Raw genomic sequence first — 22,178 nt, 5'->3', positions numbered from 1 at the left:
CGCCGTCGCGCGTCGGAGTGGAACTCGCCTGTTCCATAATAGGATGATATAAATTGACGGTGCGCATCCCGGACGAGGACGCGGCCATCGCGACCGCTTTCGAACATCTCTACGCGGGTCTCCGCCGGATCACCCCCCGGGAGGAGCTCAGCCTCACCGCCGCCTCCACCCTGGCCCGGCTGGAACGCTCCGGCCCGCACCGGCTCTGCGAGCTGCACGCGCCGGAGGGCGTCAGCCAACCGGCGATGACCCAGCTGGTCACCCGTCTGGAGCGGGAGGGCCTGGCCACCCGGCGCAGCGACCCGGCGGACGGCCGGGCGGTGGTGGTGACCATCACCGACGACGGCCGGGCGGCCGTCACCCGGCGCCGGGCCGGGCGCGCGGAGGCACTCTCCGACCTGCTGCGCCAGCTGACGGCCGAGGACCGGGCGGCGATCACCGCCGCGCTACCGGCCCTCGGCCGGCTGAATGACCTGCTCACGAAGGACTGAACGCATGCTCCCCGTCGACCATCCGCGCTACAAGTGGGTCGCGCTCTCCAACACCACCCTCGGCAACCTGCTCGCGACGATCAACTCGTCGATCGTGCTGATCTCGCTGCCCGCCATCTTCAAGGGCATCAAGATCAACCCGCTGGCTCCGGGCAACGTCAGCTACCTGCTGTGGATGCTGATGGGCTACATGCTGGTCACCGCGGTCCTGGTGGTCACCCTCGGCCGGCTCGGCGACATGTACGGCCGGGTGAAGATCTACAACGCCGGCTTCGCGATCTTCGCGGTCGTCTCGATCATCCTGTCGATCGACCCGTTCACCGGCAGCGGCGGCGCAATCTGGCTGATCGGCTGGCGGGTGCTGCAGGCGATCGGCGGCGCGATGCTGATGGCCAACTCGGCGGCGATCATCACCGACGCCTTCCCGCCCCGGCAGCGCGGCATGGCGCTCGGCGTCAACATCGTCTCGGCGCTGGCCGGCTCGTTCATCGGCCTGGTCGCCGGCGGCGTGCTCGCCGAATGGGACTGGCGCTCGGTCTTCTGGGTGAACATCCCGCTCGGCGTGATCGGCGCGATCTGGGCGTACCGGTCGCTGCACGACACCGGGGTCCGCCGGCACGCCACCATCGACTGGTGGGGCAACGCCACCTTCGCGATCGGCCTCACCGCGGTCCTGGTCGGCATCACCTACGGCATCCAGCCCTACGGCGGGCACACCCAGGGCTGGACCAACCCGTGGGTGCTCACCGGCCTGATCGGCGGCGCCGTCGTGCTGATCATCTTCGGGATCATCGAGACCCGGGTCGCCGAACCGATGTTCCCCCTCAAGCTGTTCCGCAACGCCGCCTTCACCGGCGGCAACGTCGCCAACCTGCTGGCCAGCGTCGCCCGCGGCGGCCTGCAGTTCATGCTGATCATCTGGCTGCAGGGCATCTGGCTGCCGCTGCACGGCTACGACTACGAGCGCACCCCGCTCTGGGCCGGCATCTTCCTGGTCCCGATGACCATCGGCTTCCTGGCCGCCGGCCCGCTCTCCGGTTTCCTCTCCGACCGGTACGGCGCCCGCCCGTTCGCCGCGGGCGGCCTGCTCGTGATGGCCGCGTCCTTCGCCGGTCTGCTGCTCATCCCCGGCGACTTCAGCTACCCGGTCTTCGCCCTGCTGATCTTCATCAACGGCCTGGGCGGCGGCCTGTTCTCCGCACCCAACACGTCGCTGCTGATGTCCACGGTCCCGGCCAACATGCGCGGCGCCGCCTCCGGGATGCGGGCCACCTTCATGAACGCCGGGCAGGTGCTCTCCATCGGCGTGTTCTTCTCGCTGATGGTGGCCGGGCTCGCCGACTCCCTGCCGGCCAGCCTGCACGCCGGGCTGACCGCCCAGGGCGTTCCGGCCGACGTCGCGACCCGGGCCGCCGGCCTGCCCCCGGTCGGCACCCTGTTCGCGGCGTTCCTCGGCTACAACCCGATCGCCGAACTCCTCGGCCCGCAGACCCTGGCCGCGCTCCCGGCCGGCAACGCGCAGAACCTGACCGGCCTGGAATTCTTCCCCCGGCTGATCGCCGACCCCTTCCACGACGGCCTGGTCGTCGTCTTCTGGATGGCGATCGGCATGGCCGTGCTCGGCGCGCTGGCCTCGCTGATCCGCCCTCAGCCCGAATCGAGCCTGCCCACCGACGGCGCCGCCGACGGCCCCGACCTGGTGGCGCACGAGGCCGAACTCAGCGCTGAACTCGCCGAAGCCCAGCCGCTCCAGCCGGCGACCCGGATGCCGGAACCGCGGGAAGACCCCGCGACCCGGGACTGACCTCCCCACGACGACGGCACCTCCCACCGGGAGGTGCCGTCGTCGCATGCCGGGTCAGGTGCGTTCCTCCGGGCGGATCGGCACGGAGTCGCCCTTGCGGCCGAAGAGTTTCCAGCCACGCTTCTTCTTCTCCACCACCGGGGCCGCGTCGCCGTTCAGGATGTCCAGGCGCTGGCGGGCCACCGGATTGTTCGGTTCCAGCCGCAGCGAGGTGGTCAACGCCTGCCGGGCCTGGTCCACGTGCCCCAACGCGGCCAGCGCCACCCCGTGCGTGAAGTAGTAGTGGGCTTCGTTCGGGTCCAGCCCGATCGCCGTACGCGCCGCCTGTTCCGCGTCGGCCAGCTGCCGGTCCGCGGCGAGCAGCGCCCACGCCACCCGGTCGTGCCAGAGGGGGTTCTTGGGTTCGACGATGACCGCGCGGTACGCCATCGACATCGCCTCGTCGTGCTTGCCCTGCAGGGTCAGGGCGCGGCTGGCGATGGCCAGCGGACGCGGATCCTCGGGCGCCTGCTCGATCGCCCGGTGCGCGGCGGCGAACGCCGGTTCCACCTGGTCGAGGGCCAGCCGGATGCGGGCCATCAGGATCCATCCGGCGGGTGACTCCGGATTGGCCGCGAGCACCGGTTCCAGCGCCGCGGCGGCCTCGGCCGGCTGCATGTTCTCGAACAGTGCGGCGGCCCGGGCGATCGCCGGGTCGGCCGGGTCGGCGAACGGACGCTCGGCGGCCCCGGGATACGGGGGTGGTGCGGTTGGTGCCAGGTCGGTCATCGGGCCGCTCCGGGTAGCCAGGGGACGGGGCTCACAAGGCTCACTTCGGCGGGCGGCGACGATTTCTTAAGTTAACGGTCAGGCTCAACAGCCGGACGATGAAACCGGCGAGGCAGGCGAGGCCGAGCAGGGCCGGCAGCCAGGCGGCCGGCGCGACGGTCGCGGTGAGCAGCAGGGCGAGGGTCACGGCCGCGGCGACGCTCGCGGCCCGATGCCGATTGACGACCTCCCGGAGGTACGTTTTCAGCACCCGGTCCAGCCGGGCGACGAAATAGCTCGCGTACGCCGCGGGCACCAGGAAAGCCGCGCCGGCGAGCACCCGGGCCCACGGGGCGGACTCCCCCGCCACGCGCCACCCGAGGTAGGCGAACACCCCCATCATGACCGCCGCGTACGTCAGGAACTGTCGCAGCGCGGCGTCCAGCAGATGCCGGCTCGCCTCCTGACGCGGATCCGCCCGCAGTGCCGCCACCAGCCCGGTCACCCCGCGGGCCAGCCGGCGCAGCGCGAACGGGTTGCGGTGCACCACGTCGAAAGCGGCCAGTTCGTGCCGGGCGATCGCATTGTCCGGCGCGATCCGCAACGCGTCCCGCAACGCCTCCCGCGCGCGCTCCGGCAGATTCAACTGCTTCATGACCATGGCGTACGTGATCCGGAAGTCCGCCTCGTCCGGGTCGAGCCGCACCGCCTCGCGGGCGGCGTGTTCCGCCTCGACCGGCCGCAGACCCTGTTCGAGCAGCGCCCAGGCGAGCCGGTTGTGCCGGTACGGGTTCTCCGGCTGCCGAGCCGTCGCCGCCTGCGCCGTCGCGATCGCCTCGTCGTGCCGCCCCAGCGCGGTCAGGGTGCGGCTGAGCGCGGTCAGCGCCTCCGCCGAACCGGGCGCGTACCGCACCGCCCGGGCCGCGACCTCGTGCGCCAGGTCCGGTTTCTCCAGCGCGAGCTGCGCGTGGGTCATCAGGACCAGCGCGGTCACGTGGTCGGGTTCGGCGGCCAGCACCGGCCCCAGCAGTTCGGCGGCCGCTTGCGCCTCGCCCCGCTGCAACTGCAGGCGGGCCATCGCGATCGGCTGGGCGGTGGTCACCCCTGCTCCCGCGGCCCGGGCACGATCGGGACGGTGGCGAACGCGCGGACCGGGAACGTGCCGAAGCCGGCCAGCCGGGGCGGCACCGCGGTGAACTGGGCGCCGTGCACCGGCAGGGCCGCCAGGTTGGTCAGGTGTTCGACGATCGGGATCCCGGCGGCCAGCAGCAGGCTGTGCGCCGGGCGTTCGCCGCGGGCCTCGGCGGAGATGTCGTCGATGTTGACCGCGTCGATGCCGACCAGCACCGCGCCGCCGTCGACCAGGGCCCGCGCGGCCTCCCCGGTCAGATAGGGCGCGTCGACCGCGTAGTCCCGGGTGGCCCAGTGCCGGTCGCCGCCGGTGTGCAGCAGCACCGCGTGACCGGCCACCGGCAGGCCGGCCACCTGGGCGGCGGTGATCCCGCGCGCCGGGCCGCCGGCCGCGCGCACCACGACCGTGGGCAGGCCGGCCAGCCGCTCCAGGGGCAGGCCGGCCAGGTCGGTGCCGTCGGCGTACCGGTGGAAGGGGCTGTCCAGATACGTCCCGGTGTTGCCGACCATGGTGATCCGGTCGATGGCGAACTCGGTGCCCGGCGCGTACCGGTCCCGGGACTCGACGCGACTCAGGTGCTCGGCGTACCGCGGGGCGGGCAGGCCCGGATAGGTGACCATGCCGTCCCGGATCACGTGGCTGAGCTCGACGAACCGAACCATCGGCCGCTCCCTCCCCTATGAAAGGCCGACGACACCCTCGACGATCAGCCAGATGCCGAAGATAGCGAACAGTGCCGCGGCGCCCCACTTGATGATGTGCTCCGGCAGGTGCCGGCCGAGCAGCCGGCCCACCAGGATCGCGAGCGCGTCCGCGGCCACCATGCCGATCGTCGAACCGACCCAGGTGCCGAACCAGCCGTGCTGGGTGGCCAGCGTGATCGTCGCCAGCATCGTCTTGTCGCCGAGCTCGGCGAGGAAGAACGCGCCACCGACGGCGAGGATCGCGGAACCGGTCGAGCGTTCCGCCTTCGACTTCTCCTCGTCGGTGAGCTTGTCGCCGCGCAGTGTCCAGGCGCCGAACGCGAGGAACGCGATACCCGCCACCAGCGAGATCCAGTGGGTGGGCAGGGCCGCGCCGAGACCGTAGCCGATGCCGACCGAGACCAGGTGGACCAGGGCGGTGGCCACGGTGATCCCGATCAGCACCGGCAACGGCCGGAAACGGGTGGCGAAGGTCATCGCCATGAGCTGTGACTTGTCGCCGAGCTCGGCGACGAAGATGACCGCGAAACTGAGACCCAGCGCGGCGGCGAAACCTGACATGAGAACTCCCGGTGAGCACACGACCGGGTGTTGGGCGCAGGACGACCTCGACCCGGCCGCCTGGTGATGGACAGCCTGGTCGAAGGTCTCGCTCGCCTCAGTGTCGCAAGGCCGCGCGGCCGGACGCCGGAACGTCAGTATGTCGACCGCGACATTGGGAGCTACTCCCCTTCGCGTGGCCCAGCATAGCTGACGCCCCGGCGGCGCCCTACCGCCTGTTGATCAGCTGCTGGAGCCGGAGGCGGTCCGACAGCTGCCCGGAGCGCTGCAACGGCGGCTTGCCCGGCGTCGGCGGCTGCAGCGGCTTGCACTGCTTGTCCGAGTGGTTGCCGGACACCCGGGCCGGCAGCGCCCCGGTGCCCAGATAGGCGGCGACCGTGTCGTCGACACACGAGTCACCGAACAGCGACCCGGCGTGCGTCGTCCCGTTCACGCCCTCGACCAGCACGGACCGGGGGAAGATCCGTCGAACCTCCAGACTTCCCGTGTACGGGGTGGCCGCGTCCAGCGTCTCGCTGAGCAGCAGAATCGGCGGGGCCTTGCTGCCGTCCACCCGCACCGGCCGGTCCGGTTTCGCCGCCCAGTGCCGGCACGGCGCGTTGTACCAGGCGTTGCCCCAGGTCTCGAACGGCGCCTGGTGGTACACCTTCCAGTTGTCCTGGGACCAGTCCGCCCACTTCGCCGGCCACGGCGCGTCGGTGCACTGCACGGCCAGGTAGACCGCGTAGTTGTTGTCGGCGCCCGCCGTCTGGGGGTTGTTGTCGTCGTAGAGCTTCTTCAGTCCGGCCGGATCCTTCTTGACGACCCAGTTGGAGAAGGCGCGTCCCACCGACTCCCAGCCGAAGATGTAGTAGCCCGGCTGCAGGAAGATGTCGGTCAGTTCGGCCGGCCCGATCACCCCGCCGGCCGGTTTCCTGGTCAGCTCGGCGAGCTGCCGGTAATACAGCGCCTCGACGTCCTTGGCGGTCCGCCCCAGGTGGTAGGACTTGTCGTTCTTCGCCAGCCACCCGAAGTAGATCTTGATGTTCCGGTCGAAGGCGATGTCCTGGTCGATGTTCGACTGGTACCAGACTCGGGTCGGGTTGACGTTCCCGTCCAGGACCATCCGGCGCACCCGGTCCGGGAACTGGGTGGCGTAAACCTGGCCCAGATAGGTCCCGTACGAGAAGCCGTAGAAGTTGATTTTGTCGGCGCCGAGCGCTTTACGGATGCTGTCCATGTCCCGCACCGAGTCCTCGGTGCGCATGTGATCCAGCAGCGGCCCGCCCGCCTTGGCGCAGTCCGCGGCATACTTCGTGGCCCGCCGATGCCAGGAGTCCTCCAGCGCCGCGGTCACCGGCACGTAGGCCGGCCGGCGATAGCCGGCATAGGCACTGTCACAGGTCAGCTTCGGCTTGCTGGCCCCCACGCCGCGCGGATCGAACCCGATCCAGTCGTAGGCGTCCCCGACGTCGTTGGGCACCTTCGCGCCGAGCGTCGCCATGCCCCGCCCCGCACCCCCCGGGCCGCCCGGGTTGACCAGCATCACCCCTTGATACTGAGCGGCCGGAACGGTGTGCTTGACCCGGGCCACCGCCAGCTCGATCTTGGTCCCGCCCGGATTGTCGTAATCCATCGGCACGCTGACCATGCCGCATTCGGCTCCTTGAGCCTTCAGCGACAACTCCGTACAGGCATTCCAGACAATCGCGGTCGGTGTGTAGTTCGGCGTCCCCCGCCGCAGACCCGCCACCCCACCACCCGCAGCGCCGCCTGGCTGCGCCGCAGTTCCATCGCCTACAGCGCCGCCCAGCGAAGCAGCCGACCCGCCGCTCGCAGCACCACCCGGCGAAGCAGCCGACCCGCCGCTCGCAGCACCACCCGGCGAAGCAGCCGACCCGCCGCTCGCAGCGCCGCCCGACGAAGCAGCCGACCCGCCGCTCGCAGCGCCGCCCGACGAGGTCACCTGCTTGTTTCCCGCCACGCCATCAGGCGAAGCCGCCTGCCCGCCATTCGGCGCGCCGTGCGGCAGAGCGGCCTGCGCAGAGGTGGTCGCGGTGCCGGCCGCACCGAGCGCGACCACAATGGCGGCCGCCCAGATTCTCTTCATTCCCTCGCCCCTCGATGTCCGTTTCGCCCCATATGCTGAGCCGTCGTAGGGGCACCCACACCCGTCCACGCCGAGACGGACACGAAAGGGTTGATCAGCCGACGCGGTCGGCAGCACCGGTCAGCAACCGGCCGCCCAACCCCGGAACCACCGAAACAGCGCAGACCCGGCCGCCCCCTGCGCGCCACCCGGGCAGCTCACAGCACCGGCTGAGCTGCCCGGTCAGCCCGGCGCCCACCCGGAACCCACCGCGACCGCAGAATCGACGGCAAACACACAGACCCATCGCGAGCACAGGTTCTTCCCGACGAGCCGCAGGACTGGACCGAGGCGCGAGCCCGAGCCGAGCCCACGCCGAACCGAGCCGATGCCCGTGGCCGAACCGACGCCCGGAGCCGAACCGACGCCCGGAGCCGAACCGACGCCCGGAGCCGAACCGACGCCCGGAGCCGAACCGACGCCCGGAGCCGAACCGACGCCCGGAGCCGAACCGACGCCCGGAGCCGAACCGACGCCCGGAGCCGAATCAGGGCCTGGGCCGAACCAAGGCCGGGGCCGCCGGACCCAGGCCGCACCAGACAGAAGCGAGGCCTGGGGCGCGGTGGGTCAGGCGCGACACTGGGCCGCGGGTGTGTCAGGGCGCAGCACCGGGCTGCTGGTGTGTCAAGGCGCAGCACCGGGCCGCGGTGTGTCAAGGCGCAGCACCGGGCCGCGGGTGTGTCAGGCGCGGGAGCGGGAGCGCAGGCGCTGGGCGACGAGGGCGAGTAGGGCCAGGGCGGCGACGATGGCGGCGTACCACAGGGCGGTGATGTGCAGGCCGATGTGGGTGGCGGTCTGGCCGGCGATGACCGCGGGGATGCTGAGGGCGGCGTAGGAGATCGTCAACGCCACGGCCAGGAGCTCGCCGCGCTCGTGGGGCTCGGCGATGCGGGCGAGCGTGCTGAACGAAGCCAGCGCGGCGGCGCCGAAGCCGGCGCCGGAGATGATCGAGCCGATCACGGCCAGGGGCAGGCTGCCGGTTTCGAGGCCGGCGAACCCCAGCGCGCCGCCGAGGAGCAAGCCGGACCCGGCGATCGTCAGGACTCGCGGTGTGGCCACCTGACGCAGCAGGAATGATGTGACCGCTCCGGTGCCGCAGACCAGTGCCACCACAAGGCCCCCGGCCAGGTGGTCGTGGATGCCGAACGAGTCGGACGCGACCGACGGACCGAGCGAGAGATAGAGCCCACCGAGCGCCCAGCTGGCCACGATGATCGGGATCAGCGCGAACAGGTCACCGCGCAGCCGGGCCGGGACGCCGAGCCGCGGGATCAGGGACGCGGCCGCGCCGGGGCGCCGGCCGGACGTCTCCGGCATCCAGGCCACCGCGAGGGCGGCGACGACCATGCCGGCCAGCAGCAACGCATAGACCAGGTGAGTGGGGAACGGCGCGAATTTCACCAGCACTCCGCAGCCGAACGCGCCGATGCCCAGCCCGGCGACCGGCGCGATGCCGCTGATCAGACCGGCCCGGCCGGGAGCGTGCGCCGGGTTGAGGTCGATCAGGGTGGCGCCCAGCGTGCTGAGCGCCGCGCCGGTGGCAACCCCCTGCACCACCCGGGCGGCCAGCAGGGTGCCGACGTCGCCGGCAGTCAGGAACAGGGTGAGCGCGACCGCCTCCAGCAGGATCGCGCCGGCCAGCACCGGGCGGCGGCCGATGTAGTCGGACAGCGCGCCGAGGGTGAGCAGGGTGGCGATCAGGGCGACCACGTAGACGGCGAAGACCACCGTGAGCATCGCCGGGGAGAAGCCCCAGAGATGCTGATAGACGACGTAGAGCGGGGACGGGACGGCGGACGCCGCCGCGAATGTCACCAGGATGGCGGCGATCGCGGTGAACGCGGCGGGCCGGCTCAGGCGGGCCGGGACGACCGTCGGGGCGGGCTGTCGTGCGGTTGCGGTGGTCATGGGTTTCCCCCAGTGATTGAACAGACAGGTCTGTCTGCTTGCTGGACCTGACACTAGACAGGTCTGTCTGTTACCGTCAATCGCATGTCAGTTGGGTCACCTCGCCGGTCACCGCGCCAGTCGGTGCGGGAGCGCCTGCTCGCCGCCGCTGACGAGCTGTTCTATGCCGAGGGCGTGCACACCGTCGGCATCGATCGGGTGATCGAGCAGGCCGGCGTCGCCAAGGCTTCGCTCTACACCGTGTTCGGGAACAAGGACGGCCTGGTCCGGGCCTATCTGCACGGCCGGCACGAGCAGCGCCGCGACCGGATCATGCGGCATGTCGATCAGCACACCGACACTCGCGGCCGCCTGCTCGCCGTCTTCGACTCGCTGGCCGAGGCGGCGGAGGTTCCCGGCTTCCGCGGCTGCGCCTTCTACAACGCCGGCGCCGAGGCCGATCCGAACGGGGTCGTCCGCGAGGAGGCCACCGCCAACCGCGCCTGGACCCGCCAGCTCCTCACCAGGCTCGCCGCCGAGGCGGACGCCCCCGATCCGGACGCTCTCGCCGCCCAGTTGGTCGTCCTCTACGACGGCGCCACCGTCGGCGCCCGCCAGGACGGTCCCGCCGCCGCCAAGACCGCTCGCACGCTCGCCGAAACCCTCCTGGAGGCAACCCTCCCCCATTGACTTCTTTCCGCGGTACGCGTGAGCCCACCCCGCCGCGAGCAGCATCCCGCCGAGCGTGGGCGCATTGGGGCGCACGAGCGCACGGATGCCCAGGTGCACGAGCGCGCGGGTGCGCGGGGCGCGCGGGGTGCATGAGCGCGCGGGGCGCGCGGGGCGCGCGGGGCGCGCGGGGCGCGCGGGGCGCGCGGGGCGAGGGGGGCGCGGGGGCTCGCGGGGCGCATGAGCGCACTGGGTGCGCGGGTGCGCAACAGGAGCGCTCAGATGCGCGGGGCACGGATCACTGAGTGAGCGCGGCCCCACGATGCGCGCTGCGCGACTCCGGGCGCGGCGAAGCGGCTATTCGGCCCTGGCCCGGCGCCGGAGCAGGAGCCAGACGAGCCATCCGGCGCCGATGATGAAGACGAAGCTGATGGCCCGGTAAAGGACCACCGCGGCGATGGCGCTCGCGCTGGTCAGCCCACCGGCCACGAGTCCCAGGATCAGGGCCGCGTCGACGACACCGAGCCCGCCGGGGATCACCGGCACGCTGGCCGCCGCCATCCCCGCGCAGTAGGCGATCAGCAGGTGCACCGGCGTGATCCGGTCCGCCCCGACCGCGATGCAGCAGACCCACAGGCAGAGCGCGTCGAAGAGCCAGTTGGCGCAGGCCAGCAGTACCGCGACGAGGAAGTGGACCGGGTGGACCCGGATCGCCCGCAGCTGGGTGACGAAGCCGAACAGCCGGTCCGCCCCGTGTTCCGGCGGCCGGCGCCGGACCTTGTTGACGCTGCCGAGCAGCGCGCGCACCGGCCGGTCGAGCCACAGCGGGTGTTTGGCGAGCAGCCGGACGGCGGCGGTGACCGCGATCGCGCCGAGGGCATATCCGGCGAGGCTGCGCCAGCTTCCGGTGTTCCGGGCGAGGAGGCCGCCGACCGAGCCGACCAGGATCAGCGCGCCGGTGGACAGGACACCGCTGAGGGCGATGCACCAGGACGCTTCGGCGGGGGTCACGCCGTACCGCCGCATTTGCCGGAAGTTAAAGCTTGTGGAGAAAACCGGGCCACCGGGGAGTGTCACGCTCAGTGAGTGGGCCGCATAGGCCATCGCGACGTGCCGACGGACGCTGACCTTCTTGCCGGCGCCGCGCAGCAGCGCCCGTTGCATCCGGGCGTAGGTGCCCATCGACACGATCTCGGCGGCCAGGGCCGCGCCGACCCACCCCCAGTGTGGTGCGCGGAGCTGGCCGATCGCGCCGCTCAGCGCGGGCCAGCCGATGATCAGCTCGGTGCCGAGAATGATCACCATCACGGCGGCCACCACCGGCCCCCGGCGCCAACGGCGTGGCGGGCCGGCAGCCGACGTGGCAGCCGCCGGGGCGCCGGTCGCGGTCATCTCTCCGATCGTCGCACCGGCGTGAGCACTTCGCGCATCTTTCCCGCAGACGGTTGGTGCCGGTGGCAGGCTGTTCGGCATGCCCCGCCCCCGGATTCTCATCGTCGGCGCCGGCTTCGCCGGTCACGCCGCGGCCCGCCGGCTGGCCCGGATCGCCGGCGGTCGCGCCGAGATCGTACTGCTCAATCCGACCGACTACTTCCTCTATCTGCCGCTGTTGCCGGAGGTCGCGACCGGCCTGCTGGAGCCGCGCCGGGTGTCGGTGCCGCTGGCCCGGGACGGGGTCCGGGTGGTCCTCGGGCATGCCGGCTCGTTCGATCTGGATGCCCGGACCGTGGAGTGGGCCGATCCGGAGGGCCGCCGTGGGGTGCTCGGCTACCACCGGCTGGTGCTGGCGCTGGGCAGTGTGAACAGGCTGTTGCCAATCCCGGGCGTGACCGAATACGCCCACGGCTTCCGGGGTCTGGCCGAGGCGCTCTACCTGCGCGACCACCTGATCCGGCAGATCGAGCTGGCCGCCCAGTCCAGCGATCCGGTGGAGCGGCGTGCCCGGTGCACGTTCGTGGTGGCCGGCGCCGGCTACACCGGGACCGAGGTGACGGCGCAGGGCGCGCTGTTCACGGCCGCGCTGGCGGCGTCCCGGCCCCTGATCCGCGACCTGCCGCGCTGGCTGATTCTGGACACCGCCGACCGGGTGTTGCCGACGCTGGATCCGCGGCTGTCGCACACCGCCGCGGACGTGCTGCGGCGGCGCGGGGTGCGGGTGCTGACCGGGGCCTCGGTCCAGGAGGCCGGCGCGGACGGCGTTCGGCTCAGCACCGGCGAGAAGATCCTCACCAGGACCCTGGTCTGGTGTGTCGGGGTGCGCCCGGAACCGCTGGTCACCGGCCTGGGCCTGGCCACCCGGGAGGGCCGGCTGGTCGTCGACGAGTTCCTCAACGTGCCGGGCCGCCCGGACGTGTTCGCCTGCGGGGACGCGGCCGCGGTGCCGGATGTGCTGCGGCCCGGCTCGCTGACCGGGATGACCGCGCAGCACGCGGTACGGCAGGGCCGGCTGGTGGCGGGCAACATCGCGGCGTCGTACGGGCAGGGGCGGCGACGCCCGTACCGCCATCGGGATCTCGGTTTCACCGTGGATCTCGGCGGCTGGGCGGCGGCCGCCAACCCGTTCGGAGTGCCGCTGAGCGGGGTGGTGGCCAAGGCGATGACCAGGGGTTATCACCTGGCGGCGATGCCCGGGAACCGGGTCCGGGTGACGGCCGACTGGGCGCTGGACGCGGCCCTGTCCCGCCAGCCGGTGCAGTTGGGCATGGTCCGCGGCAGCGCGGTTCCGCTCCGCGGTTGACGCCACCCGCGCTGGGGACGGCCTCAACGGTTGACGCGTTCCGGCCGGTGCGCGCCGGGGTCCCGCTGCTTCGGGATCTGCACGGCGGTCTGCGGGGTCACCACCAGTGCGGCGCCGCCCAGCCCGATGCCGGCGTACACCACCGGCCGCACCGACCGAAGCACCAGCGCATGACCGATGCCGATCGCGAGGCACACCGCCAGCCCGCCGAGCACCCACCCGGCCGCCGGCCCTCCCCCGACCAGCGCCGGCAGGTCGAGCACCGCGAGATGGACCAGCACCCCGAGGAACACGGTGGACAGAAGGGGCGCGAGGAAGCGGGCCCAGATCCCCTCGGTAGCCGGCTCCCGGTTCAGGTGCAGCAGCGCCGCCAGCGCGGTGAGCAGCAACAACACCAGGATGGCGAGCCCGCCGCCGACCGTCAGCCAGCGTGCGGTGCGGGCCGAGGTTTCCGCGCCGGCCAGGTAGGCGCCGGTCGAGGCCGCCCCCGCGACGAGGGTCTGGGTCAGCGAGGCGGCGCGCGGCGCGCCGGTCCGTGGCGAGAGATCGGCGAGTACGCCGGGCAGCACCCCCTCCCGGCCCAGGGCGAACAGGTATCGGGCGATCGCGTGGTGCACCGCCATGATCGCGGCAAGCAGGCCGGCCACCAGCGCCAGCCGGCCGAGCGTCACCGCCCACGGCGCCACCCGCTCGTCGGCCAGCGCGAACAGCAGCTCCGGGCCGCGCGCGGCGGCCCGGCCGGCGACCCCGCGCGGCCCGGCCGTAACGATCATGCTCCAGGTCACGCCGGCCAGCAGCACGGTGAGCAGCCCGATCGCCAGCCGGGCGGCGCGGCCGGCGGTGCGGTGCCGGTTGCGGGCCTCCTCGGCGTATCCGGCGGTGGATTCGAAGCCGGCGAAGGCGAGCACCGCGACGACGAGCAGCACGCCGAGCAGCGGCCGACCGACCCGGGACAGCTCGCCGGGCAGGTAGGTGCCGGTCTCGATCCGGCCGCCGGCCGGACGCAGCAGGTTGGCGGCGGCCAGCCCGGTCAGCACCGCGGCCTCGGTGACGGTGAGGACGGCGAGCACCGCGGCGGCGAACTCGATGCGCAGCATGCCGCACCACCCGACCAGCGCCCAGCCCGCGGCGGTCACCGCCCACCAGGGGGCGGTCAGTCCGAACCAGCTGTGCAGCACCGGGGCTGCGGCCTGCCCGAGCATCGCGTAGAGACCGAATTGGATCGCGTGGTACCCGGCCAGGGCCAGCCAGCCGCCGGTGACCGCGACGGGGCGGCCGAGACCGCGGGCGAGCTGCGGATACACCGCTCCGGCGCTGGGTCGGCGGCGAATCATGGTGGCGTACGGCGTACCCAAAATCAACAGGACGATCGCGACGGCGACGACGGCGAGTGCGGCGAGCGGACCGGCGCCGACGGCCAGGACCGGCGGGATCACCGTGACCACCGTGACGATCGGCGCGGCGGCGGCGACGCCGAAGAAGGCGGCGGAGCCGGCACCCAGGCGGCCGGCCGCCAGGTGCGCTGGTGCGGGATCGTCGGGGTCCGAGGGTTCGTCAGGGGTGCCCACGGACTCTATTCAGGCGCACCGAAGCGGACTTTGACAACCATACGTGACCAGACAATGACCGCTCGTGACCAGATTGGCACACCGCCTTGACCGGGTGGCAAATCCTCAACTGGGCGGGTTGCCGGCCGACAGCAATCATGTGCTCGCCACCCAGCAGCTGACGGAGTTTCTCGCCGTCGTCGCCGACCGGCCCGACGAGGCCGCCGCCCAGCATGCCGCCGTCGAATGCGCGATGCGTGCGCTCGACGCCGACCTCGCCGTGCTGATGGTCGACGGCGGCGTCGCGGCCGCGGTCGGCTTGCCCGTCGTCCCGGCGTACGCCTTGGCCGAGGCCGCCGCGGGCCGCCGGGCCAGCCTCGACATCGACGGCCGGGTGTACGCGGTAACCCTCGCCCACCTGGGCGGACTCGCCCCGGGCGTCCTGGTGCTCGGCCGTGAGACGCCGTTCAGCATCGAAGAGGTGTGCCTGCTCCGCGGCATGGCCCGGGTTCTGGAGCTGAGCCTGCAGGCGCTGCACCTCATCGAGGCGGAACGCCGGCAGGCGGCCGAGAACGATCGGCTGATCAACTCCTTGCAGCGGCGCCAGCGCCTGTTCGAGGAGCTCAGCTCGGTACAGCGGGCGATCGCCCGGCGCGAGCCGCTGCGCCGGATCCTCGACCAGATCGTGGCGAGCGCGGCCGACCTGCTCGACGTGGAAATGGCCGGGCTGACCGTGCTCGACCTCGACGATCCGAGCCGGACCAGCCTGATCGCCAGCCAGGGCGTGCCCGAGGAGGGCGTCCAGCGGATGCAGTCGGTGCCGGTCGCCGCGCTCGGCGCCGCCGGCCTCGCGATCATGGGTGATGAGCTGGTCGCGATCGACGACTACGCGAACTCACCGATCGCGGTGCCGGAGATCGTCCGGGCCCGGCTCAAGAGTGTGGCGGCTGTGCCGGTGCACGAGGACGGGGTGGTCGTCGGCGCGATGTTCGTCGGCTCGTTCACCGCCGTACGTCACTGGGATCGTGCTTCCCAGGAAATCTTGCAGGCCTTCGCCGAGCACATCAGCCTGGCCATCACCGACGCGCGCACGCTGCGCGAGATGAGCCACGCCTTCCACGATTCACTGACCGGGCTCGCCAACCGGACCCTGTTCACCACCCGGATGGAGAACGCGCTGGCCACCGTCGGCGCCGGCGGGGTGACCGCGCTGCTGGTCGATCTGGATCGGTTCAAGGTGGTCAACGACTCGCTCGGGCACGCGGCCGGCGACCGGCTGCTCGCCGGCGTCGCCGACCGGCTGCGCGACTGCCTGCGCACCGGCGACACCGCGGCCCGGCTCGGCGGTGACGAGTTCGCCGTGCTCATCCCCGGCGTGGTCGGCTCGGAAGCCGCGGTGCCGGTCGCCCGGCGGATCGTGGCCGCCCTGCGTGAACCGTTCGACCTCGACGGGCGCGAAGTCTTCGCCAGCTGCAGCGTCGGCGTGGCCTGGGCCGAGGTCGGTGAAACCGATGCCGACGACCTGCTGGTCCGCGCCGACCTGGCGATGTTCGAGGCGAAGAAGCTCGGCAAGGACCAGTACGCGATCTTCGAGCCGGCGATGCGCGAATCGTTCCAGAAGCACCTGCAGATGGAGGCGGACCTGCGCCGGGCGGTGCTGCGGCACGAGTTCGAGCTGCGGTTCCAGCCGATCGTGCGGCTGCGCACCGAGGAGATCTCCGGGCTGGAGGCGCTGGTCCGCTGGCAGCATCCGGACCGGGGCATGATTCCGCCGCTGGAGTTCATCCCGCTCGCCGAGGAGACCGGGCTGATCGTGCCGATCGGCGAATGGGTGCTGCGGGAGGCCTGCCGGCAGGCGGCCCGGTGGAATACGCAGCGCTCCGGGCAGGCGCCGCTGACGGTCAGCGTCAACCTGTCCGCAGTCCAGCTGGAACGCGCGGACCTGCCGCAACTGGTGGCGGCCGCGCTGGCCGACAGCGGGCTGCCGGCGAAATGCCTGATCATCGAGTTGACCGAATCCCTACTGGTGGACCACCGGCCGGAGACGCTGCGGCGGCTCGAGGAGATCAAGGAATTGGGGGTACGCCTGGCCATCGACGATTTCGGTACCGGCTACTCGTCTCTCGCCTACCTGCGTAAATTCCCGGTGGACATCATCAAGATCGACAAGTCGTTCGTGGACGACATCGGCGACATGCCGGCCGCGGCGGCCCTCACGCTGGGGATCATCCAGTTGGGGCAGGCGTTGCAGCTGTCCACGGTCGCCGAGGGGATCGAACACGTGGGTCAGCTCAGCGAGTTGGCCGGCGGGAACTGCGAGCTCGGCCAGGGTTACTACTTCGCCGAACCGCTGACCGCCGCGGCGATGGACGACCTCCTCTTCCCGGCGGAGGCACCGCCGGCGAGTGAGCAGACCACTGCTCACGGTGAGTAAGCATCCCGGGTTTCCACGCCGCAAGATCGTCGCCTACAGTGGACGCTGAAACCGCTGAGGCAGAGGTCAACGGGCATTTACATCGCCTGTTCCAGGACGTTTCACACGATCTGAGGATCTGCCCCAAGCGCCCGGATCCGGCCGGGGAGGACGCCGCCACGTCCCCCCGGCCGCCCGCGCTCCGCACCGCGACGCGATAGCGTTCCCGCTGTGGATCTCGACATCGACCGCCGAGCCGTCGCCGTCGTCTCCGCCGGCGGCATCATCGGCGCCCTGACCCGCTACGCGATCGGCACCGCCTGGCCGCACACCCCCAGCGACTTCCCCTGGTCCACCTGGGTGATCAACACCTCCGGCTGTTTCCTGATCGGCGTGCTCTTCACCCTGCTGGCCCGCTTCCGTCCAGGTCACCGCCTCACCCGCCTTTTCCTGGGCACGGGCGTCCTCGGCGGCTACACGACGTTCTCCACCGCCGAGGTGGACGTCCTGCGGACCACGCCGGCCATCGCCGTGCTCTACCTCGGCGCCACGATCACCGCGGCCCTGCTCGCTGTCTGGATCGGCAGTGCCCTCGCCTCCGTGCCCAAGGGCGCCGGCCGGTGACCGTGCTGCTGGTGGCGATCGGCGCGGCGATCGGTGCCCCCCTCCGCTACGTCACCGACCGCTACCTCCAGGTCCGCTACGGCACCGCTTTCCCGTGGGGCACCCTCACGGTCAACGTCACCGGCTCGCTGATCCTCGGCTTCGTGCTCGGCATGCCGCTGTCCCCCACCGCGACCGCCCTGCTCGGCACCGGTTTCTGCGGCGCACTCACCACCTATTCCACATTCTCGTGGGAGACCCTCACCCTCACCCGCCGCGGCGAACAGGCATCCGCCCTCGGCTACGTCCTGCTGAGCCTGCTGTCCGGCATGGGCGCCGCCACCCTCGGCACCCTCCTCGCCCGAGCACTCTGAACGAACCTCAGCACTTCCTGAACGAACCTCAGCACTTCCTCGCCTGAGCACTCTGAACGAACCCCAGCACTTCCTCTCCCGAGCACTCGGCAAGGAACGACGCAGCGGTCCGGACCCACCGCGGGCCCGGACCGCCTCATCGGAACCTCAGCCCACCGGCGCCAGCGCCCGCGGCTCGTCCTCCGTCTCCGCCACCGGCGGCACATCGTGCGCGATCTCCGGCAGCCACCCCAGCCACCGCGGCAGCCACCAGTTGGCCCGCCCCAGCAGCGCCATCACCGCCGGCAACAGCACCGCCCGGACGATCGTCGCGTCCAGCAGGACGGCCGCCGCCAGGCCCACCCCGAGCTCCTTGGTCGAGGTCAGCGGCAGGGTCGCGAAGAGCGCGAACACCGCCATCATCACCACCGCCGCGCTGGTGATCACCCCGGCCGTGCGCCCGACGCCCTCGCGGATCGCCTCCCGGGTCGGCAGCCCCCGATCGTGGCCCTCGCGGATCCGGCTGAGCACGAACACGTGGTAGTCCATCGAGAGCCCGAACAGGATCACGAACAGGAACAGCGGGATCCAGTTGATGATCCCGTCCGAGGGCAGGAAGCCGAGCTGCTTGTCGAAGTGCCCGTACTGGAAGACGAAGACCAGCATCCCGTACGCCGCGGCCACCGACAGCAGGTTCAGCACCACCCCGGTGATCGCCACGACGACCGAGCGGAACGACACCAGCAGGAGCACGAAGGCCAGTCCGAGCACGAACCCGAAGACCCACGGCAGGCTCTTCTGCATCTGGTGGTTGAAGTCGGCGTTGCCCGCCGCATCACCGCTGACCAGGACGGTCGCGCCGGTGAGCCCACCGAAGGCGGCCGGCACGACCTGGCCGCGGAGCAGTTTCAGCGCGTCGGTCGAGGCTTTGTTCTCCCCGTTGCCGACCAGTCCGACGGAGACGACCGCCACCGTGCCGGCCGGGTTGACCCGCACGTCGATCGGCTCGACGAGCCGGCCGCCGCTGCGGCCGACGGCCGTCTTGAAGTCGGCCACCGCCCTGTCGAACCGCTCCCCGCGAACGGTCGAGGCCTGCACCACCACCTGTGCCGGGCTGGTCTTGCTGGGGAACGCCTCGTTGATCGCCTGGAACGCCTGGACCACCGGCGCCTTGGGAGAGATGTCCAGAATGTTCTGTCCCCGGGTCCGCATGTCGACGACCGGCGCGGCCAGTGCGCCCAGCAGTCCCACCGCGACCAGCGTGGAGATCAGCGGGCGGGCGAGCACGACCCGCAGCATCGCGTTCCACATCCGGCCGTCGCTGCGCCGCCGGTACAGGCCGGGGATCTTGATGGCGTCGACCCGGTCGCCGAGCGCCGAGAGCAGCGCCGGCAGCACGGTGAGCGAGCCGAGCACCGCGGTCGCGACCACCAGGATGGTGCCGAGGCCGAAGCTGATGAACGTGGTGTCCCGGGTGAGGAACATGCCGGCCATCGCCACGATCACGGTGAGACCGGAGATCCAGATAGACCGGCCGGAGGTCTGCGCGGCGATCATCAGGGCCCGCTCGGGATCGGCTCCGGCACGGCGCTCGTCACGCTCGCGGCGGATGTAGAACAGGCAGTAGTCGACCCCGACCGCGAGCCCGACCAGCAGCATCACGTGCGTCGTCGCGTCGACCGTGTGGGCGAACCGGCTGCCGGCGGCCATCAGCCCGATCGCCGCGATCACCGCGGTCACGGCGAGCCCGACCGGCAGCAGCGCCGCCACCACCGCGCCGAAGGCGACCAGCAGGATGCCCAGGGTGACCGGGATCGACATCATCGAGAGCCGGGACAGCCCCGCGTCCAGCTCGTCGCCGATCAGCTTGTCGCCGCTGGCGTCACCGGCCTCGGCGACGTAGAGGTCGGGGTGCGCGGTCTGCACCTGGGCGACCGCGTCGAGCGCCGGCCCGACCCGCTCCTTGGCGGTCTCCGGGTCCCCGGTGATGCTGAAGCTGACCAGCGTCGACCGGCCGTCCGGCGACTGGATGGCCGGCTGCACGTCGGTCACGTCGTGCAACGACTTCAGCGTGCGGGTCACCTCGGCGGCGGCGGCCGCCCGGTCGCTGCCGGACCGGTTCTGGATCAGCACCATCTCGCCCGCCGGCTGGACCGGGAAGCCGGCCGCCTCGACGATCTTGTCGGCCCGGCCGGAATCGCCGCTGCCCTGCTCGGCGCCGGTGGCCTGGCGGGTGCCGAGCTGTCCGCTCAGGACGACCGTGGCGGCCACGAAGGCGATCCACCCGAGAATGGCGAGCACCCGGTGCCGGGCACTCCAGATCGCGGCGCGTGCCGCGATTCCCTTGACTTTCCCCCTGTGCTCCATGACGAGAACGCTATGGATCACGGAGATCGATCTCGACCAGGCTGGCCCCCGACCTGAGGGTAGGGCTAGCCCTACGTCTGCAGGTAGGCCAGCACCGCCAGGACCCGGCGGTGCTGCTCCTCGTCCTGGTGCAGATCGAGCTTGGTGAAGATGTTGCGCACGTGCTTCTCGACCGCGCCCTCGGTGACCACCATCTTGCGGGCGACCGCGGTGTTCGACATGCCCTCGGCCATCAGGCCCAGCACCTCACGCTCGCGCGGGGTGAGGCTGCGCAGCGGATCGTCACGCCGGCGCCGGACCAGCAGCTGGCCGACCACCTCGGGGTCGAGCACGGTGCCGCCCTCGGCGACCCGGCGCAGGCCGTCCAGGAAGTCGGCGACCAGCGACACCCGGTCCTTCAACAGATAGCCGACCGCGCCACGGCGGTCGGCCAGGAGGTCATCGGCGTAGGAGACCTCGACGTACTGCGAAAGCACCAGGATCGGCGTGCCCGGAACCCGGCTGCGGGCCTCGACCGCCGCCCGCAGGCCCTCGTCGGTGTGCGACGGCGGCATCCGGACGTCCACGATGGAGACGTCCGGACGGTGTTCCACCACGGCTTCGACGAGGGACGGCCCGTCGCCGACGGCCGCCACCACCGTGTGGCCGTTCTCCTCGACGAGCCGGATCAGTCCCTCGCGCAACAGCACCGCATCGTCGGCAATCACCACCCGCATGCGGTCACTCTGTCAGAGCGGCAGGGCGGCTGTCAGGCGGGTTCCCTCCCCGTCGGCGCTGTCGACGGCGAGCACGCCGCCGGCCGCGGTCACCCGGTCGTCGAGGCCGGCCAGGCCGTGACCCTTGGCCAGACTCGCGCCGCCCACCCCGTCGTCGGAAACGGTCACCAGCAGACCGGTGGCGATCCGCTGCACACTCACCTGCACCTCGGTGGCGTCGCTGTGCTTGGCCACGTTGGTCAGCGCCTCGGCGACCACGAAGTACGCCGTCGACTCGACCGCCGGGTCCAGCCGCTCGAAGACCGGCGCGTCCAGGTCCACCGGGACGGTGCAGCGACCGGCCAGCGCGGTCAGCGCGGCCTGCAGACCCCGGTCGACCAGGATCGGCGGGGCGATGCCGCGGGACAGCGCGCGCAGCTCGTCGAGGGTTTCCCGGGTCTGGCTGAGCGCCTCGGCGACGGTCGCCCGGGCGGCTTCCGGGTCGGTGGCGAACTGCTGCTCGGCCCGGCCCAGGTCCATGGCGAGCCGGACCAGCCGCTGCTGCGGGCCGTCGTGGATGTCCCGCTCCAGCCGGCGCAGCGCGGTCGCCTCGGCCGAGACGGCCGCGGCTTTCTGGTGCTGGGCGACGTCGCGGGCGGCGTTCGCATCGGCCACCTGCTGGCGCAGCTCGTCGACCCCGCTGAGCAGGCCCCGGGCGAACAGGGCCTCGAGCAGCGCCGCGCCGCGCACCACCGGGTACAGGGTGAGCGTGAAGAACGCGCCGAGGATCAGGTAGAAGATGATCCGGGTGGGCGCGTTGTCGGCGAAGCCCAGCAGCTCGGGCAGTTCGGTGTTGTCCGCGGTGTGCGGCACCGCCCAGTCGTACGCCGGGTAGGTGATGCTGGTCAGCGCCGCGCACCACCAGACCAGCACGAAGCTGAACGCGATCGTGCTCGGAATGAACCGGAACGCGCCGTGCACCAGATCGAGCCAGGACTGCCCGTCGGCCAGCGGGGCGAACATCCGCCGCACCCAGCCCCGCTCCCGGGACGACCGGTAATGCGGGTGCGGGATCCTGCGGCCCAGCACCGATCCGATCCGCAGCCGCTCCAGGTGGGCGAAGCCGCGGGACATGGCGAGCGACCCGGCCATGATCGGCAGACCGATCCAGATGATCGCGGTGCCGAGGCCGAGGAAGAAGCCGGTCAGGCACAGCACGAGAGTGATCAGGCCGAGGGGGAAACCGAGCAGTACGTACTGCGTGTCGATGCCCAGCTGGCGCAGGTGACGCCGGGTGCTTGTCATGTCCTTGACACTATGCACCGCAGCCCCCCGATCCG

Annotated in this window: 18 protein-coding genes; 7 read left to right on the top strand and 11 right to left on the bottom strand. The window is 71.8% G+C overall.

Going from position 1 to position 22,178, the window contains the following annotated elements:
- The first annotated feature begins 59 nt into the window (after positions 1–59).
- Both ACSP50_RS02475 and ACSP50_RS02470 read left to right on the top strand, forming a co-directional pair.
- Positions 60–491 carry a MarR family winged helix-turn-helix transcriptional regulator gene (locus ACSP50_RS02475; RefSeq protein WP_172898843.1) on the top strand — a complete coding sequence of 144 codons (432 nt, stop codon included), beginning with the start codon at positions 60–62 and terminating at the stop codon, positions 489–491.
- A 4-nt stretch (positions 492–495) separates the two neighbouring features.
- Positions 496–2,295, top strand: a complete 1,800-nt coding sequence (locus tag ACSP50_RS02470) for an MFS transporter (protein ID WP_014687575.1) — start codon at positions 496–498, stop codon at positions 2,293–2,295.
- Positions 2,296–2,349: 54 nt separating this feature from the next.
- Here the strand turns inward: ACSP50_RS02470 and ACSP50_RS02465 are convergent, their stop codons facing one another.
- The 6 genes from ACSP50_RS02465 to ACSP50_RS02440 form a co-directional block, all read right to left on the bottom strand.
- Positions 2,350–3,063 carry a tetratricopeptide repeat protein gene (locus ACSP50_RS02465; RefSeq protein ID WP_014687574.1) on the bottom strand — a complete coding sequence of 238 codons (714 nt, stop codon included), beginning with the start codon at positions 3,061–3,063 and terminating at the stop codon, positions 2,350–2,352.
- 40 nt (positions 3,064–3,103) lie between these two features.
- Entirely contained in the window at positions 3,104–4,144 is a 1,041-nt protein-coding gene (locus tag ACSP50_RS02460; RefSeq protein ID WP_014687573.1) for a tetratricopeptide repeat protein, read from the bottom strand.
- Complete coding sequence (locus ACSP50_RS02455; RefSeq protein ID WP_014687572.1) at positions 4,141–4,836, bottom strand: cyclase family protein; 696 nt, start codon at positions 4,834–4,836, stop codon at positions 4,141–4,143. Before ACSP50_RS02455 ends, ACSP50_RS02460 begins: the two co-directional genes overlap by 4 nt.
- 15 nt (positions 4,837–4,851) lie before the next feature.
- On the bottom strand, positions 4,852–5,439 hold the full coding sequence (locus ACSP50_RS02450) for a TMEM165/GDT1 family protein (protein WP_014687571.1): 588 nt from the start codon (positions 5,437–5,439) through the stop codon (positions 4,852–4,854).
- Between the two features lie 208 nt (positions 5,440–5,647).
- Entirely contained in the window at positions 5,648–7,069 is a 1,422-nt protein-coding gene (locus ACSP50_RS02445; protein ID WP_014687570.1) for an alpha/beta hydrolase, read from the bottom strand.
- A 1,179-nt stretch (positions 7,070–8,248) separates the two neighbouring features.
- Positions 8,249–9,475: an MFS transporter gene (locus ACSP50_RS02440; protein WP_014687568.1), complete on the bottom strand. Its 1,227-nt coding sequence runs from the start codon at positions 9,473–9,475 to the stop codon at positions 8,249–8,251.
- A gap of 84 nt (positions 9,476–9,559) precedes the next feature.
- Here ACSP50_RS02440 and ACSP50_RS02435 point away from each other — a divergent pair, with 84 nt between their 5' ends.
- The gene (locus ACSP50_RS02435; protein WP_043510733.1) at positions 9,560–10,144 is read left to right on the top strand and encodes a TetR/AcrR family transcriptional regulator; all 585 of its coding nucleotides are present in this window, start codon (positions 9,560–9,562) and stop codon (positions 10,142–10,144) included.
- Positions 10,145–10,480: 336 nt separating this feature from the next.
- On the opposite strand, the gene ACSP50_RS02430 is transcribed toward ACSP50_RS02435, so the two are convergent.
- Complete coding sequence (locus ACSP50_RS02430; RefSeq protein WP_014687566.1) at positions 10,481–11,515, bottom strand: YbhN family protein; 1,035 nt, start codon at positions 11,513–11,515, stop codon at positions 10,481–10,483.
- Between the two features lie 79 nt (positions 11,516–11,594).
- On the opposite strand from ACSP50_RS02430, the gene ACSP50_RS02425 reads away from it, so the two are divergent.
- A complete protein-coding gene (locus ACSP50_RS02425) occupies positions 11,595–12,860 on the top strand; it encodes an NAD(P)/FAD-dependent oxidoreductase (RefSeq protein WP_014687565.1) in 1,266 nt (421 codons plus the stop codon).
- A gap of 23 nt (positions 12,861–12,883) precedes the next feature.
- Here the strand turns inward: ACSP50_RS02425 and ACSP50_RS02420 are convergent, their stop codons facing one another.
- Positions 12,884–14,428: an APC family permease gene (locus ACSP50_RS02420; protein WP_014687564.1), complete on the bottom strand. Its 1,545-nt coding sequence runs from the start codon at positions 14,426–14,428 to the stop codon at positions 12,884–12,886.
- A 94-nt stretch (positions 14,429–14,522) separates the two neighbouring features.
- Between ACSP50_RS02420 and ACSP50_RS02415 the strand changes: the two genes are divergently transcribed.
- The 3 genes from ACSP50_RS02415 to crcB all read left to right on the top strand — a co-directional run bounded on the left by ACSP50_RS02415 (position 14,523) and on the right by crcB (position 17,797).
- On the top strand, positions 14,523–16,841 hold the full coding sequence (locus ACSP50_RS02415; RefSeq protein WP_043510731.1) for a bifunctional diguanylate cyclase/phosphodiesterase: 2,319 nt from the start codon (positions 14,523–14,525) through the stop codon (positions 16,839–16,841).
- A gap of 210 nt (positions 16,842–17,051) precedes the next feature.
- Positions 17,052–17,444 carry a CrcB family protein gene (locus tag ACSP50_RS02410; RefSeq protein WP_014687562.1) on the top strand — a complete coding sequence of 131 codons (393 nt, stop codon included), beginning with the start codon at positions 17,052–17,054 and terminating at the stop codon, positions 17,442–17,444.
- Positions 17,441–17,797, top strand: coding sequence for a fluoride efflux transporter CrcB (gene crcB, locus ACSP50_RS02405; protein ID WP_014687561.1), 357 nt, complete (start codon positions 17,441–17,443; stop codon positions 17,795–17,797). The genes ACSP50_RS02410 and crcB overlap by 4 nt, the downstream gene beginning before the upstream one ends.
- Positions 17,798–17,944: 147 nt before the next feature.
- Here the strand turns inward: crcB and ACSP50_RS02400 are convergent, their stop codons facing one another.
- The 3 genes from ACSP50_RS02400 to ACSP50_RS02390 all read right to left on the bottom strand — a co-directional run bounded on the left by ACSP50_RS02400 (position 17,945) and on the right by ACSP50_RS02390 (position 22,143).
- Complete coding sequence (locus ACSP50_RS02400) at positions 17,945–20,143, bottom strand: MMPL family transporter (protein WP_043510729.1); 2,199 nt, start codon at positions 20,141–20,143, stop codon at positions 17,945–17,947.
- A 71-nt stretch (positions 20,144–20,214) separates the two neighbouring features.
- Complete coding sequence (locus tag ACSP50_RS02395) at positions 20,215–20,859, bottom strand: response regulator transcription factor (RefSeq protein ID WP_014687559.1); 645 nt, start codon at positions 20,857–20,859, stop codon at positions 20,215–20,217.
- 12 nt (positions 20,860–20,871) lie between these two features.
- Positions 20,872–22,143: a sensor histidine kinase gene (locus ACSP50_RS02390; protein WP_052311484.1), complete on the bottom strand. Its 1,272-nt coding sequence runs from the start codon at positions 22,141–22,143 to the stop codon at positions 20,872–20,874.
- Positions 22,144–22,178: the final 35 nt, after the last annotated feature.

This window comes from Actinoplanes sp. SE50/110, assembly GCF_900119315.1.
Classification (GTDB): Bacteria; Actinomycetota; Actinomycetes; order Mycobacteriales; family Micromonosporaceae; genus Actinoplanes.
Note: the sequence above shows the minus strand (reverse complement) of the source record. Positions and strands in the feature narration are given on the sequence as shown.